At 65.9% G+C, this 14144-nt stretch carries 12 protein-coding genes and 2 pseudogenes; 8 read left to right on the top strand and 6 right to left on the bottom strand.

All coding sequences use genetic code 11. The features are described 5' to 3' along the window. The first annotated feature begins 16 nt into the window (after positions 1-16). From CJZ78_RS10580 to CJZ78_RS10565, 4 genes are read left to right on the top strand one after another with little or no spacing between them, the layout of a single operon-like run. A complete protein-coding gene (locus CJZ78_RS10580) occupies positions 17-1072 on the top strand; it encodes an amino acid ABC transporter substrate-binding protein (RefSeq protein ID WP_094561290.1) in 1056 nt (351 codons plus the stop codon). 25 nt (positions 1073-1097) lie between these two features. Next, on the top strand, positions 1098-2060 hold the full coding sequence (locus CJZ78_RS10575) for an ABC transporter permease subunit (RefSeq protein WP_094561289.1): 963 nt from the start codon (positions 1098-1100) through the stop codon (positions 2058-2060). Between the two features lie 19 nt (positions 2061-2079). Next, positions 2080-3318 (top strand): amino acid ABC transporter permease, encoded by a 1239-nt coding sequence (locus tag CJZ78_RS10570; RefSeq protein WP_094561327.1) that lies wholly within the window; start codon positions 2080-2082, stop codon positions 3316-3318. Next, positions 3315-4061 carry an amino acid ABC transporter ATP-binding protein gene (locus CJZ78_RS10565; protein ID WP_094561288.1) on the top strand — a complete coding sequence of 249 codons (747 nt, stop codon included), beginning with the start codon at positions 3315-3317 and terminating at the stop codon, positions 4059-4061. The genes CJZ78_RS10570 and CJZ78_RS10565 overlap by 4 nt, the downstream gene beginning before the upstream one ends. Here CJZ78_RS10565 and CJZ78_RS10560 read toward each other — a convergent pair. From CJZ78_RS10560 to CJZ78_RS10550, 3 genes are all read right to left on the bottom strand, one after another. Continuing rightward, on the bottom strand, positions 4054-5862 hold the full coding sequence (locus CJZ78_RS10560) for an SLC13 family permease (protein WP_094561287.1): 1809 nt from the start codon (positions 5860-5862) through the stop codon (positions 4054-4056). The genes CJZ78_RS10565 and CJZ78_RS10560 overlap by 8 nt on opposite strands. A gap of 66 nt (positions 5863-5928) precedes the next feature. Continuing rightward, positions 5929-6633 carry a TrkA family potassium uptake protein gene (locus CJZ78_RS10555; protein ID WP_094561286.1) on the bottom strand — a complete coding sequence of 235 codons (705 nt, stop codon included), beginning with the start codon at positions 6631-6633 and terminating at the stop codon, positions 5929-5931. 12 nt (positions 6634-6645) lie between these two features. Further along, complete coding sequence (locus CJZ78_RS10550; protein WP_094561285.1) at positions 6646-8082, bottom strand: TrkH family potassium uptake protein; 1437 nt, start codon at positions 8080-8082, stop codon at positions 6646-6648. Positions 8083-8145: 63 nt separating this feature from the next. Here CJZ78_RS10550 and CJZ78_RS10545 point away from each other — a divergent pair, with 63 nt between their 5' ends. From CJZ78_RS10545 to CJZ78_RS10535, 3 genes and pseudogenes are all read left to right on the top strand, one after another. Then, entirely contained in the window at positions 8146-8802 is a 657-nt protein-coding gene (locus CJZ78_RS10545; RefSeq protein WP_233128690.1) for a DedA family protein, read from the top strand. A 544-nt stretch (positions 8803-9346) separates the two neighbouring features. Then, positions 9347-10446: pseudogene (locus tag CJZ78_RS10540) on the top strand (proton-conducting transporter membrane subunit); the annotation flags it as partial. Positions 10447-10695: 249 nt separating this feature from the next. Further along, positions 10696-10956: pseudogene (locus tag CJZ78_RS10535) on the top strand (fasciclin domain-containing protein); the annotation flags it as partial. On the opposite strand, the gene bioA reads toward CJZ78_RS10535, so the two are convergent. The 3 genes from bioA to CJZ78_RS10520 form a co-directional block, all read right to left on the bottom strand. Next, positions 10953-12236, bottom strand: coding sequence for an adenosylmethionine--8-amino-7-oxononanoate transaminase (bioA, locus tag CJZ78_RS10530; protein WP_094561283.1), 1284 nt, complete (start codon positions 12234-12236; stop codon positions 10953-10955). The pseudogene CJZ78_RS10535 and the gene bioA sit on opposite strands and share 4 nt — an antisense overlap. Before the next feature lie 130 nt (positions 12237-12366). Beyond that, positions 12367-12966: a sigma-70 family RNA polymerase sigma factor gene (locus CJZ78_RS10525; protein ID WP_094561282.1), complete on the bottom strand. Its 600-nt coding sequence runs from the start codon at positions 12964-12966 to the stop codon at positions 12367-12369. Positions 12967-12978: 12 nt separating this feature from the next. Then, positions 12979-13338, bottom strand: a complete 360-nt coding sequence (locus tag CJZ78_RS10520; RefSeq protein WP_158217070.1) for a sigma-70 factor domain-containing protein — start codon at positions 13336-13338, stop codon at positions 12979-12981. Positions 13339-14062: 724 nt separating this feature from the next. On the opposite strand from CJZ78_RS10520, the gene CJZ78_RS13800 reads away from it, so the two are divergent. Beyond that, a partial coding sequence (locus CJZ78_RS13800; RefSeq protein WP_233128700.1) for a transposase occupies positions 14063-14144 on the top strand: 82 nt, incomplete at its 3' end.

Here is a 14144-nt window from a genome sequence, read left to right as displayed (position 1 = left end):
AAAAATTTTTCCGCCCATGTTGCGCAGACTTGCCACAGCCCTTCCCCTGATTGGCGCCCTTGCTCTTGTGGGCTGCGCCAGTGATGGCGGCGGGATCCAGAGCCAGAAGATGGCGGCGATCAAGAGCCGGGGCAACCTGATCTGCGGTGTGGACGGCAAGCTGCCTGGCTTCAGTTTTGTGGCTCCCGACGGCAGTTACAGCGGTTTGGATGTGGATTTCTGCAAGGCAACAGCGGCCGCGTTGCTCGGTGATCCCGCCAAGGTGACCTACCGCGACCTCAGCAGCTCGGAGCGCTTCGCGGCCCTTGGCAGCGGTGAGGTGGATCTGCTCTCCCGCAACACCACCATGACCCTCAGCCGCGATGCGCCTGGGGGCAACGCCCTTGCCTTTGCCCCCACCACCTTTTACGACGGTCAGGCCGTGATGGTGCCGGCCAGCAGCGGTATTCAATCCCTCAAGGATGTGGCTGGCAAACCGATCTGCGTGGAAACAGGCACCTCCACCGAGCTCAACCTGGCCGACCGGATGCGGGAGCTCAATGCCGCCTATACCCCCCTGAAGTTTCAATCGGGCGATCAGACCTACGCGGCCTACCTGCAGGGCCGCTGCGTTGCCGTGACCTCTGACCGCTCCCAGCTGGCGGCAAAGCGAACCGGCTTCCCAAACCCTGCAGGCCACATCCTCTTGCCCGATGTACTGAGCAAGGAGCCCCTCAACCCGGCCACCGTGAATAGCGATCCGGCCTGGGCTGATGCCGTGCGCTGGGTGGTTTACAGCCTGATTGAGGCCGAAGAGATTGGCATCACCGCCGCCAATATCGACGCCAAGCTGGCCGAGGCCGAAGCCAACAAGAACCTCGCCCAGCTGCGGCGCTTCTTCGGAGTGGAGGGAGATCTCGGCAAACAGTTGGGCCTGCCGGCCGATTTCGTTGTTAAAGCGGTAAAGGCCGTTGGCAATTACGGCGAGGTGTTTGAGCGCAATGTGGGCACGGGCTCTCCCCTCAAGCTCGAGCGCGGTGTGAACCAGCAATGGCGCCAGGGTGGCCTGATGTATTCACCGCCCTTCCTGTGAGCAGCAGGATCTCCGCTCTGCAGCCATGACCAGCCGAGCTGAAGATCCGCCCTGGTGGCGCAATCGTCGCCTGCTGCCCTGGCTGGTGCAGGGCGTGGCGGCCCTTGTGGTGGCAGTGGTGGTGGCCTTCCTGCTCAGCAATCTGCTGATCAACCTCACGGCCCGCGGCCTGCTGCTGAGCTGGAGCTGGCTGGGCAATCCCGCCGGCTTCGACATCTCCGAAACCCTACTGCCCTTCGACGCCAGCCTTCCCTATTGGCGGGCGTTGCTGGCGGGGCTGGTGAACACCCTGCGGGTGGTGTTGGCGGGCCTGGTGGGGGCAACGGTGCTCGGCACCCTGGTGGGCACGGCCTCCTTCAGCTCCAACGGCTTGCTCAAGCGCCTGGCGCGGATCTATGTGGAACTGATCCGCAACATCCCGCTGCTGCTGCAGCTGGTGTTCTGGTATTTCGTGGTGTTCCTCGCCCTGCCCAAGGGCTCGGCTGCAATTCAGCTGCCGGGCGTGGTGTTGGCCCAGTCGGGCCTGTTCCTGGGCTCGCCTGAACTGGTGAATGGGGTCTGGAGGGCTCCCCTGAGTTTCACTGTGGAGTTCGGGGCCCTGCTCACGGGACTGGTGGTTTACTCAGCCGCCTTTATTGCCGAGGTGGTGCGCGGTGGTGTGGCCTCGGTTGCCCGCGGACAGTGGGAGGCGGCCAGCTCCCTGGGCTTCAGCTCCCTGCAGACTCTGCGGCGCATCGTGATGCCCCAGGCCCTGCGGGTAATCGTGCCCGGGCTCAATAGCCAGTACATATCCCTGGCCAAGAACTCCTCGCTAGCGGTGGCCTGCGGCTACAGCGATCTTTATTCGGTGGCCGAAACCACCCTCAACCAGAGCGGCCGGGCCGTGGAGGTGGTGCTGATTCTGCTGGGTTCCTATCTGGTGATAGACCTGCTGATCTCGGCCCTGATGAATGGCCTCAATGGCCTGGTGCAGTTGAAGGAGCGCTGAGATGGCCAGCACGCCTCCGATGATTGTTCGCCCCAGCCGCCTCGAGCAGCTGCGGCAGGAACTGTTCTCAAGTCGCCTCAATGGCCTGATCTCGATCGCCCTGATCGCCTTCCTGGTGACCGCCGCCCTCGGCCTGGCCAAGTGGGCCCTGTTCCAGGCCCAGTGGGCGGTGATCCGCGCCAACAGCACCCTGTTTGCTCTGGGGCGCTACCCGCTTGAGCAGCAGTGGCGCCTCTGGCTGCTCACCGCCCTTCTTGCCCTGGCCACGGGACTGAGCTGGGGGCTATTGCGGGCCATTCTCCGTTCTGGTCCTCCGGTGACCCTCTGGCCCCGCAACGATCGCTGGGCCCTGGCGGTGCTCGTGCTGCTGAGCCTCTGGCTGCCGATGGCTCTGAGGCTCAGCCTGGCCATCCAGATGCGCTGGTGGGGAATCACCCTGCTGTTGCTGGTGGTTCGCTGGGCGCTGGGGCGCTGGGGCTCCGCTATTCCCGCCACGGCCCGCCGGCTGATCCCCCTGATCTGGCCCCTGCTCTATCTGCTGGGCATGGTGCTGATCAGTGGCGGATTGGGTCTGGTGCAGGTCGCCCCGTCGGAATGGGGAGGGCTGCTGCTCACCTTGCTGATGTCGAGCTTCGCGATCCTGCTTTGTTTCCCGCTGGGGATCCTGCTGGCCCTGGGGCGCCGCAGTGCGCTGCCGCTGCTGCGTTGGGGTTCGGTGCTCTACATCGAATTCATCCGCGGCGCACCGCTGATCACCCTGTTGTTCCTCGGCCAGAACATCCTGGGCTTCCTGCTGCCCGGCGGCATGGCCCCCGATCGGGTCTGGCGGGCGGCCTGGGTGCTCACCTTCTTTGCCGCGGCCTACGTAGCCGAAGCGGTGCGCTCAGGTTTGGCGGCCCTGCCGGCTGGCCAGCTGGAGGCGGCCCGCTCCCTGGGCCTGCCGATGCCCCAGGCACTGATCCATGTGGTGCTGCCCCAGGCCCTGCGGGTGGCCCTGCCGGCCACGGTGGGCCAGTTCATCTCCCTGCTGCAGGACACCACCTTGCTTTCCTTGATCGGCCTGCTCGATCTGCTCGGCACCGCTCGCACGGTGATGGCCAATCCAGCTTTTCTGGGCCAGAGCGCCGAGGTGTATCTGGTGCTAGCTGTGCTCTTCTGGTGCTGCTGCGCTGCCCTGGGGCTTGGCAGCCGTGCCCTAGAGGAGCGCCTCAACCCCCATTCCCGCTCCTCAGCCAATCTCTCCCCATCCCAGGCATGACCAGCTCCAACGCCGTGATGATTGAGGCCCGTGGGGTCGAGAAGTGGTACCCCAACGGCTTTCACGCCCTGCGGGGGGTAGACCTGAGCGTGCACCAGGGCGAGGTGGTGGTGATCATGGGGCCCTCGGGCTCGGGCAAGAGCACCTTTCTGCGCACCTTCAACGCCCTGGAGGATTTTCAGCAGGGCTCGATCGTGGTGGATGGCATTGCCCTCAACGACGACCTGCGTCAGATCGACGCCGTGCGCCGCGAGGTGGGGATGGTGTTCCAGCAGTTCAACCTGTTCCCGCACCTGAGCGTGCTGGAGAACCTCACCCTGGCGCCGGTGCTGGTGCGCAAGCTCTCCAAACAGGCGGTGCAGCGCCGCGCCCTCGAGCTGCTCGATCGGGTGGGCATCGCCGAGCAGGCCCACAAATATCCCGGCCAGCTCTCCGGCGGCCAGCAGCAGCGGGTGGCGATCGCCCGCTCGCTCTGCATGGAGCCGCGCATCATGCTCTTCGATGAGCCCACCAGCGCCCTCGATCCCGAGATGGTGCAGGAGGTGCTCGAGGTGATGCAGGGGCTGGCCCAGGACGGCATGACCATGGTGGTGGTGAGCCACGAGGTGCGCTTCGCGCGCAAAGTGGCCCACCGGGTGGTGTTGATGGATGCCGGGGTGGTGGTGGAAGTTGCGCCGCCGGAGCAGTTCTTCAGCAACCCCCAGCACGAGCGAAGCCGTCAGTTCCTCAGCCAGATCAGCTGAGCCCGAAGTGAAGGCACAGCAGCAGGGGCACCAGCAGGGTCATCACCACGGTTAGGGGAAACCCGTAGCGGGCCACATCCAGGAAGCGGTAGCGACCGGGGCCGAACACCATCAGGTTGGTCTGATACCCCACCGGGCTGAGAAAGCTCTGGCTGGCCCCGAACAGCACGGCGTAGATGAAGGCCATCGGCGGCTGGTTTAGGCCTTGGGCGAGTTGACCGGCAATCGGAATCAACATGGCCACGGTGGCGGCATTGCTCATCACCTCGGTGAGCAACGTGGTGAACAGAAACACCACCACCAGCGCGGCGTACACCGGCCAGCTCTGCAGGCCGTTCAGCAAGGCTTGAGCCAGGGCCGCAGCCAGACCGGTTTTTTCCAGCGCCACGCTGAAACTGGCCAGCGATCCGAGCAGCAGGATCACATCGAGGCGGATCGCCCGCTGCAATTCCCCCGCCCGCAGGCAGCCCGTGGCCACCATCGCCACCGTGCCCAACAGCACCGCTGCCACCAGGGGAATGACATTCAGGGCTGTCAGCAGGATCACCAGAGCGGCGATCACCAGGGCCACCCGCTTGCGACTCACGGTCGGCAAGTCTTTTTCCAGTTGCTCGAGTACCACCAGATCGTTGTTGGCCTGAAGGCCGCGAATCGCATCCTTCGGCCCTTGCAGCAGCAGCACATCCCCTTCGCGCAGCTGGGCCCGGCCCAGGCGTTCGCGCAGCACGGCGTTGCCGCGCCGCAGGGCGAGCACGGTCACGTTGTAGCGCTGGCGGAAGCGCAGATCCCGCAGGCAGTCGCCGGCCAGGGAGGAGCCGGAGGGCAGCAGCACCTCCACCATTCGCTGGTTGTTCTGCTGGTCTGGGCGGATTGCTTCTTCGGGGGTCGGGGCTAACACCACCGTGTGGTCCTGCTGCAGCCGCAGCAAGTCTTCGCGGCTGCAGCGCAGCAGCAGGCGATCACCCAGCATCAGGGTGCGGTCCGCCAGGGGGGGCAGGAAGCGCTCGTTGGCGCGGTGCAACTCGAGCACGTCCACGTCGAAGCGGCGTTGCAAGCGGCTGCCGTGCAGCGACTCGCCGATCAGCTCGGAGTCGGCGGGGATCTTCACCTCCGTGAGGTAGCCGCTGCTGGCAAGACTGGCGACCAGATCGTCGTCGTTGCTGCCGCGGTCGGGCAGAAAGCGATCGGCCAGCAGCACCATCACCAAACCGCCCACCAGCCACACACCCAGCCCGATCGGTGTGAGGCTGAACAGGCCGAAGGCGCCGTAGCCCAGTTTGCTGCTCACCTCGCTGGCCAGCAGGTTGACCGAACTGCCCAGTAGGGACAGTGTGCCGCCGAGCACCGTGGCAAAGGACAGCGGTAGCAGCACCTTGGAGGGGGAGATGCGGCGGCGCTGGCACCAGCCCTCGATCACCGGCAGCAGACTGGCCACGATTGGAGTGTTGGGCACAAAGGCCGACACCGGCCCCACGGCTGCCACCATCAGGGTGATCATCCGCTTGGGGCTGCGCACGGCGTCGGAGCCGATCAGGGCCCGCAGCCGATCGAGGCCGCCGCTGCGGAACAGCCCGGCCGAGAGGGCAAATAGGCCCATCAGGGTGATCAGGGCGGGGCTGCCGAAGCCCTCCAGCGCCTCTGTGGGGTTGAGCACTCCCGTGACGATCAGGAGCGCGGCAGCGAGCAGGCCTGTGACCTCCGGTGCCAGCCAGCCGCTGATGAACAGCACCACCGATCCAGCCAGCACCAGCAGGGTGGTGAGCGCCCCGGGCTGAAGCAGGGCGACGGAGAGCTCAGACATGGCCGATCGCGCGGACTGTTGACAATAACCCGGTAAGTCGATCGAGAATGTGCAACGCCTCGATGTCTACGCCCCGGGCAGCTCCGCCAGGGCGTCGCTGGCGCCCATCACCACCAGCAGCTCGCCGGCCTGGAGCACGTGGGAGGCGGGTGGATTGACGGTGAGCTGGTTGTCGGGTCCGGCGGCCAGCACGCTGACGTTGAAGTTCTTGCGCAGATTGATGTCGCGCAGCGACTGGCCGATGAAGGCCTGGGGCACGCGAATCTCCTCGATGCTGTTGCGGTCGTCGAGGCGCAGGCGCTCCAGAAGGTTGGGCCGCACCAGCTCCATGCCGAGCCGGTGCCCCTGCATCTTCGAGGGGAACACCACCCGATCGGCCCCCACCCGCTGCAGCATCTTCATGTGCAGATCGCTGGTGGCCCTGGCGATCACCTGTTTCACCCGGCTGCCGGCACCGTCCTTGACGATCAAGGTGGCGGTCACGCTGGCTTCGATCGGATCACTCATGGCCACCACCACCGTGGTCATGTCGAGCACGCCGGCGGCCCTTAGGGCCTCTTCGTCGGTGCAATCCACCACCCGCGCTTCGATGGCGGGGTCCATCTGGCGCAGCTCATCGATGGCCCGCTGGCTGGCATCGATCGCCAGCACCTCGGCCCCGGCCTTGCTCAGTTCGCTGCACACGGCGGAGCCGAAGCGTCCCACGCCGATCACCGCAAACCCTCCCTTGATGGCGCCTTCCGAAGGGTTCCAGTGCCACCAGTTCGTCATGGGTTTGGGAGTTCAGATGTAGAGCTCTTCGCGGGGATAGCCCACGCGCGGTTGGGGCCGGCTGCCATAGATCGCTGAGAGCAGTAGCAGGATGCCCAGTCTGCCCACGAACATGCCCACCATCAGCACCAGCTGGCCCCAGCGGTTGAGCTGGGCGGTCACGCCCAGGTCAAAACCCACGGTGCCGAAGGCCGACACGCAGGTGAACAGCTTTTCCAGGAAGTTGAAGCTGATGCTGGTCGGCTCTCCAGTGGTGGTTGGCCCGAGCCCCAGCAGCAGGGCCATCAGGATCACGAAGATCGCCGACGCCAGGGTTACACCCACGGCGCGCAGCACCACGGTGTCGGGGATCTGGCGCCGGTGGATCACCACTTCTTCCCGGCCCTGGAGGGTGGAGCGGGTGGCTCCCATCAGGGTGGCGAAGGTGGTGGTTTTGATGCCGCCGCCGGTGCCGCCGGGGCTGGCGCCGATGAACATCAGCACGATCAACAGCAGCAAGCCGGCGTCGGAGAAGGTCTGGATCGACAGGGGCACGGTGTTGAAGCCTGCCGTGCGGGCGGTGATCGATTGGAACAGCGTCACCTGGATCCGCTGCCACCAGTGGAGATTTTCCATCACGCCGCCGGCGGCGAAGTGCTCGGTGAACAGCAGGCCTAGGGCGCCAAAGCCGATCAGCAGCACCGTGCTGCGCAGCACAAGACGGGTGTGCAGGCTGAGCCGGCGCATCCGTTGCAGTCGGGCCCGGTTGCTCCATAGGTCGTTGATCACCCGCCAGCCGATGCCGCCCACCACGACCATGGTGGCGATGACCCCATTCACCACGGGGTTGTCTCGGTAGTGCACCAGGTTGTCGCTCCAGAGGCCGAAGCCGGCGTTGTTGTAGGCGCTGATGCAGTGAAACAGCGCAGCCCAGAGGCGCTCGAGCGGATTGTTGATGTCGGTGAAACCGAAGACGTAGAGCACCACGGTGCCCAGGCCCATCACGCAGAAGCCCGTCATCAGGATGCTGTTGAAGGTGGGGCCGATGCCGCCCACGCCGAAGTCGTCGAGGGCCCGGCCCCTGTCGAGCCGGTGGCGCAGGCCCGAGTGGCCCTGCACGAAACCCTGCAGGAAAGTGGTGATCGCCATCAGGCCCAGGCCGCCCGTGATGATCAGGCCCGCCAGGGCCACCTGGCCAAAGGCGGTGAGGTCGCGGCTGATGTCGATGATCGACAGCCCCGTCACCGTGATCGCTGAGGTCACGGTGAACAGTGCCTCCCACAGGCCCACCGCGTCGGTGGAGCAGAGCGGGCTGGCCAGGATCACGGTGCCGAAGGCGATCACCAGGGCACCGGTCACCACCGTGAACTGCGGCACGGTGAGTTGCTGCCGCCACGTTTTGACCGCGTTCCAGGGGGTGGCGGCGGTCAGGTTGGGGGCAGTGGCAGGGCTTGGGGCAGATCGCCGCATCGGAGCCTGGGGCGATGCCAAAGCGATGTCTACCCTAATCACCCCGGACACCAGGGTTTTCCCTTGACGCTGCCCTCAGTCGACGGTTTGTCCAACCTGATCGGCTCGGCGGTGGAGGCCAACCCGCTGCTGGGCTATGGCGCCATCGCCCTGGTGATGTTGCTGGAAAACCTCATCCCACCCATCCCCTCGGAGGTGGTGATGCCCTATGGGGGGTATCTGGTCTACCAGGGGCGTTTGGAGTTGCTCCCCACCGTGTTGGCCGGGCTGGTGGGCACCGTGCTGGGGGCCTGGTTTTGGTATGGCATCGGCCGGTTGATCAGCGAGGAGCGAATCGGCCAGTGGCTGGAGCGACGGGGCAAGTGGCTGGGCATCCAGGTCGGCGATCTGGCCCGCAGTCGCCGCTGGTTCAAGCGGCATGGGGCGGCCGTGGTGTTCTGGGGGCGGCTGATTCCTGGCCTGCGCACCCTGGTGTCGGTGCCGGCGGGCATCGAGACGATGCCTCAACCCGCTTTTCTGGCCTGGACGACCGCTGGCAGCCTGATCTGGACCCTGCTACTCACCCTGGCGGGCCAGGCGATGGGCAAGGGCTATGCGCAGGTGGAGGGATGGTTGGCTCCCTGGTCCCAGATGATTCAGCTGCTGGCCTGGATTGCCTTGGGGGCGGGCGTGGTGGCGCTGCTGGTGAAGGTCGTTCTGGCGCGCCGTCGGGCTGGTTGAGCCCTGTGCTGACGATCGCCTGCGCTGCGGGTTAGTTGGAACCTTTGGCTTCGCTCGGAGCTGGGGCCTCGTTCGATCGGTCTAGGCGGCTCGGTTCGCCCAAGGGGATGTCGCCTTGCATCAGGCTGTCGGAGAGGAGCGACAGCGCCAGCGCCACCCCGGCCACGGCCCAGGCGGCAGCCGCACTTGGTGCAGGCCATCACGGCGAGACGACTGGGCTGATCATGGCCAGGCCGGCAGCAGGGCGGTGTGCCTCGGAGTGATCAGGGTTGCTGTTGAGGCGAATCGGGCATTCCTTTGTTTTCCCCGCCCAACGGCATTGAATGCTTCTTAAAGTTGCTGACCTCTGGCCGATTCGGGCCCGTCTGAATGCCTCAAGTGTTGTGATTTCCACTGCTTGGTTGACATTGTGACCGTCTTTCTGCTTCAGACGGCCTGGCTTGTGCCCCTGTACCCCCTGGTCGCAGCTCTGGCCTCCCTGGCGTGGTCGCCAGGCGTGATCTCCCGCACGGGCCCCCGCCCCTGCGGCTACCTCAATCTGGCGATGGTGGCTGTGGCCTTCGCCCATAGCGTCTGCGCCCTATCAGCCCTGCACACCAATGCCCGCGCCGGCGCTGAGGCTCTGCATCGGCCGATCAGTTTCAACTGGACCTGGCTCGACACCGCCGGCTTGCGGGTCGGCTTTGACGGACTGGTGACCGAGCCCGCCCTGGTGGCGATGGCGGTGATCACGGGCCTGCACCTGCTGGTGCAGATCTATGCGATCGGCTACCTGGAGATGGACTGGGGCTGGCCGCGGTTTTTCGGCTCGCTCAGCTTCTTCGAGGCGGGTCTGTGCGCCCTGGTGCTCACCGATTCGGTGTTCTTCAGCTACGTGATCCTGGAGCTGCTCACCCTCGGCACCTACCTGATCGTGGGCACCTGGTACAACCAGCCCCTGGTGGTGAAGGGGGCTCGCGACGCCTTTCTCACCAAACGCCTTGGCGACCTGATCCTGTTGGCCGGAGTGATTGCCCTGCTGCCGGTTGCCGGCACCTGGAATTTTCATGGCCTTCAGGCCTGGGCTGCCGACCTCAGCAATAACGGCCAGAGCCTTCCAGCGGGATTTCAGCTGATCTTGCTGGCCCTGATCGCTGGTCCGATGGGGAAGTGCGCCCAGATCCCCCTGCACCTCTGGCTCGACGAGGCGATGGAGAGTCCGCTGCCCTCCACGATCCTGCGCAATGCGGTGGTGGTGGTGGGTGGCGCCTGGGTTCTGTTGCGCCTAGAGCCGCTGCTGGAGCTCAGCCCCTTCGTGCAGAGCGTGCTGGTGGTGGTGGGGGGCTCCACCGCCGTGGTGGCCTCGCTGATTGCCTTGGCCCAGATCGATGTCAAGCGGGCGCTGAGTTTCCTGGTGAGCAGTTGGCTGGGGCTGCTGTTTGTGGCGGTCGGTCTGGGCGGCAGCGCCGTGGCCGACCATCTGCTGCTGGTGTATCCGCTGCCGATGGCCTTGCTGTTGATGGCGATCGGCACGATCGTGATCAGCAACGTCACCCAGGACCTCACCCAACTGGGGGGCTCTGGAGCCGGCGGCCGCTGATGGGCCTGGCCTTCCTGGCCGGTGCCGCCGGTCTCATGGGCCTGCCCCCCTTCGCCGGCTTCGCGGCCCTGCGGGAGTTGCTGGCCCTCACGGCCAGCAGCGGCCACCCCTGGCTGCTGGGTGGGGTGGTGTTGCTCAGCAATGCCCTGATCAGCGCTGGCTTGATCCGTGTGTTCGGCCAGATCTGGGGCGGGCGTCCCACCCCCTTCACCCACCGCTCGGCAGAGGTGCTGTGGCTGATGGTGCTGCCCACCACCGTGCTGATGGGGCTGGTGCTGCACCTGCCCCAGCTGCTGGTGCGCAACGGCGTCTATGCCCTGCCCCCCGGCACGGTGCAGACCCTGGTGGACAACCCACCTCAGCTGGCGCGGATCCTGAAGTATCACGTGATCGCTGGTGCCCACACCCGGGAGGCCCTGGTGGCGCAGCCGGAGTTGCCGAGCCTGGAAGGCGCCCCGATCCCGATCCGCCGCGCCGATCCCTTCGAGGTGAAAAACGCCACCGTGGTGACGGCCGACATCGCCTGCGACAACGGCGTGGTGCACGTGATCGATCGCGTGATCCTGCCGGGTTAAGCCAGGGCGTCGACGGCTGAACGCAGAGCGCCGTAGCACTGCTCAAGCTGGGGGGTGCTGATCCCCAGGGGCGGCAGCAGATACACCACGTTGCCCAGCGGGCGCAGGTACACGCCCTGTTCTAGGCAGTGGCGCTGGATCTGTTTGCCCACGGGATTGAGGTAGCTGGCCTCGCCAGCTTCCACATCAAAGGCCGCCATGGTGCCGACGCAGCGCGGCCGCCGCACCAAGGGGTGCTGGGCCAGCTCCTCGAGCAGGGGCGTGTGGCGCAGCTCGAACTGCTGGAAGCGCTCGGGGTGGGCCTGGAGCAGATCCAAGCTGGCCAGCGCCGCGGCACAGCCCAGGGGGTTGGCGGTGAAGCTGTGGCCGTGGAAGAAGGTGGCTTCGGGCCGCTCGCTGATGAAGCCCTGGTAGAGCCGCTCGCTGGCCATCGTCACCCCCATCGGCAGGAAGCCTCCGGTGAGGCCTTTGGAGAGGGCCATCAGGTCGGGTTGAATGCCGGCCCGGCGGCAGGCGAACAGGTCGCCCGTGCGACTGAAGCCCGTGAATACCTCATCGGCGATCAGCAGGGCGCCGGCGGCTTTCACCCGCTCGGCCACGGCCCGCAGGAAGGCCGGCCGCACCACCCGCATGCCGCTGGCCCCCTGGATCAGGGGTTCGAGGATCACGGCGGCGGTGGGCGTCTCCAGGGCCCGCTCGAGCTGGCGCAGGGCGTGGTGTTCCCGTTGCTCCACCGCGTCGTCGCCCCAGTGGCTGTGGGGCCAGGCCACACGGGCCACGGCAAACAACAGGGGCTCATAGGGGTCGGTAAACAGCGAGCGCTCCCCCAGCGCCATCGCGCCGAAGGTGTCGCCGTGGTACGCCCCCTCGAAGGCAATCACCTGCCGGCGCAGTCCCGCCGCGTCGCCACTGCCCTGGTTGCGCCACCACTGCCAGGCGATCTTGAGCGCCACTTCCACGGCGGTGGAGCCGTTGTCGGAGAAGAACAGCCGCTCGAGGCCCGTCAGGGCGCTGATCCGGGTGGCCAGCTGTTCGGCGGGGGCGTGGCTGAAGTTGGCGAAGATCACCTGCTCCAGCTGCTGGGCCTGGCGGGCAATCGCCGCCGCAATGGCGGGCTCGGCGTGGCCATGGAGGGTCACCCACCAGCTGCTGATCGCATCGATCAGGCGGCGACCATCGGCGAGCACCAGCTCACTGCCGCGGGCGGAGCGCACCTGCAGCGGCTCGGGGCTCGTGGCCACCTGGGTGGTGGGGTGCCAGAGGTGGGGGTGCCAGCTCATGGTGTCAGCTCGCGGTGTCAGCCATGCCGGCCGCCGCTCAGCATGCACCGCTCTTGGTCCCATTCACATGGCATTGGGCCGTAGTTCAGCTCATGCGGGCTGCGGAGAGATTGCGGACGGCGCATGGGCATCAGGCTTCCAGATAGTCGATCACCCGTTGCGACAGGCGCCGGATCGCTGCGTGGGCGCGGCGTTCAACCCCCCGGGCCTGGTCGCGGCTGATGCCCATCTGCCGGGCGATGGCGCTGAGGTTGAGGGGTGCGGGTTGGTCGATGCCGTAGCGCAACCGCAGCAACTCGACTTCATGGGCAGGCAGCTCCTCGAGCAGTGCCCCCAGGTCGCTCTGCAACAGATGGGCCGTGAGCATGTCCTGGGGCAGCTGGGCCTGGCAGCGCAGCGTGTCGAGCAGGCGCAGCTTCTCTTCCGAACCGTGGCCGCTGTCGAGGCTGAGCGGTTCCTGAGCGCGGAACAGTGCTTCCCGGATGTCCAGCGGTTTGAGTTCGGTGGCGTCCGCCAGCTCCTCGAGGCTGGCTTCGCGGCCGAGCATCTGGCGCAGTTCCTGCTGACAGCGCCGCAGACGCTGCAGGCGGTCTTGCATGTGGGCCGGCAGTCGGATGCTGCGGCCCTGCTGCTGCAGGGCCCGGCCCAGGCCTTCGCGAACCCACCAGGTGGCATAGGTGGAAAACCGATAGCCCCGGCTTGGGTCGTAGCGCTGGACAGCGCGGATCAGGCCGAGGGTCCCCTACTGGATTAGGTCGTCGAGTTCCAGGCGCCCACGGCTGTAGCGCCGCGCCATGCTCACCACCAGCCGCAAGTTGGCGGTCACCATCCGCTCGCGGGCGCGCTCCGCCTGCCGCAGTTGGCGCTGCAATTGACGGGGTGTCAGGCCCAGCTCCAGGGCCCAGGCCTGCAGGCAGGGCTCCTGGCCGCCGCAGCGCAGCTTCATTTCTTCCGCTGTCTCCAGCAGTTTTTGGCCGTTTTGCACGGCCCGCCCCAGGCTGATTTCCTCCTCAGGCGTGAGCAGGGGCACCCGACCGATGGCACGCAAGTGCCGGCTGATCGCGTCGCAGTCTCCGCGGCGGAGCTTCTGTGGCGCAGGCATCGGGTGGATATCCGCTGTGAGTCGCGAAACCTTAATCACTGTGGCGCCTATTTGGAGGCGTTTTGCTGCATGAAAAGCAACCTCAATCATGGTGATCAGGAGCACTCATCATTGATGGGATCCTCTGGGAGGCAGCTGATTTGGACGAATCAAGCCCGTCAACGCTGTCGTTGCGGGGGGAACGTCTGTGGAGATGGCTGGGGGGAGGTCTGGGATCTCGCTGCATTTACGAATCAGGGCCCAGGTTGGGTATCACAGTGCAAAGATCAATGCTGGATTCACATCAACAGCTCTGATCGTTTGGCGATCTCCTCTCCCAGAATTGGGGCCAAACCAAAAAAGCACCCTGCAACGGATGCCCCTGCAAGAGCACTGGCTTGGACGAGCTGCTGCTGGGCTCAGCCGAAAGTAGCTGCCGCAAGGGTTTCCAGCGATCAGAGCGAACCGCCTACGTAATTGACGCGGGCGCCATGGCCGTCACGATCAACGACACCACCACCCCAACTCACCAAAACCAAGGCGGCGACACGAAAACTGGACCACCGGCCTTGAGATTGACGCCGGAACCACAACTTGATTGACGCGTCGCGACAGCCCTGGTCACGATCACGATCCCAACAGGGTTCTCACCCATCAGGAGGCATTGAAAGAACCGCGTCAACCGGTCAACCAGATTGACGCCACCTTTCAACCTGATTGACATCTGACAGACATCGACATCCAGGTGCATGCCTTCTTGAACCGGCCCCTGCAGGAGAGCGGCTACGCCTACGTCTTCCTCGATGCCACCTACCTCCACGGCCGGC

The sequence above is a fragment of the Synechococcus sp. 8F6 genome, from assembly GCF_002252665.1.
Lineage (GTDB): Bacteria > Cyanobacteriota > Cyanobacteriia > PCC-6307 > Cyanobiaceae > Cyanobium_A.
The sequence above is the reverse complement of the archived record's forward strand: the minus strand, read 5'-3'. Positions and strand labels throughout refer to the sequence as shown.

Coding starts and splice junctions, on each gene's coding strand:
- CJZ78_RS10580 (WP_094561290.1), top strand. CDS start 17: ATGTTGCGCAGACTTGCCACAGCCCTTCCCCTGATTGGCGCCCTTGCT.
- CJZ78_RS10575 (WP_094561289.1), top strand. CDS start 1,098: ATGACCAGCCGAGCTGAAGATCCGCCCTGGTGGCGCAATCGTCGCCTG.
- CJZ78_RS10570 (WP_094561327.1), top strand. CDS start 2,080: ATGATTGTTCGCCCCAGCCGCCTCGAGCAGCTGCGGCAGGAACTGTTC.
- CJZ78_RS10565 (WP_094561288.1), top strand. CDS start 3,315: ATGACCAGCTCCAACGCCGTGATGATTGAGGCCCGTGGGGTCGAGAAG.
- CJZ78_RS10560 (WP_094561287.1), bottom strand. CDS start 5,862: ATGTCTGAGCTCTCCGTCGCCCTGCTTCAGCCCGGGGCGCTCACCACC.
- CJZ78_RS10555 (WP_094561286.1), bottom strand. CDS start 6,633: ATGACGAACTGGTGGCACTGGAACCCTTCGGAAGGCGCCATCAAGGGA.
- CJZ78_RS10550 (WP_094561285.1), bottom strand. CDS start 8,082: ATGCGGCGATCTGCCCCAAGCCCTGCCACTGCCCCCAACCTGACCGCC.
- bioA (WP_094561283.1), bottom strand. CDS start 12,236: ATGAGCTGGCACCCCCACCTCTGGCACCCCACCACCCAGGTGGCCACG.
- CJZ78_RS10520 (WP_158217070.1), bottom strand. CDS start 13,338: ATGCCTGCGCCACAGAAGCTCCGCCGCGGAGACTGCGACGCGATCAGC.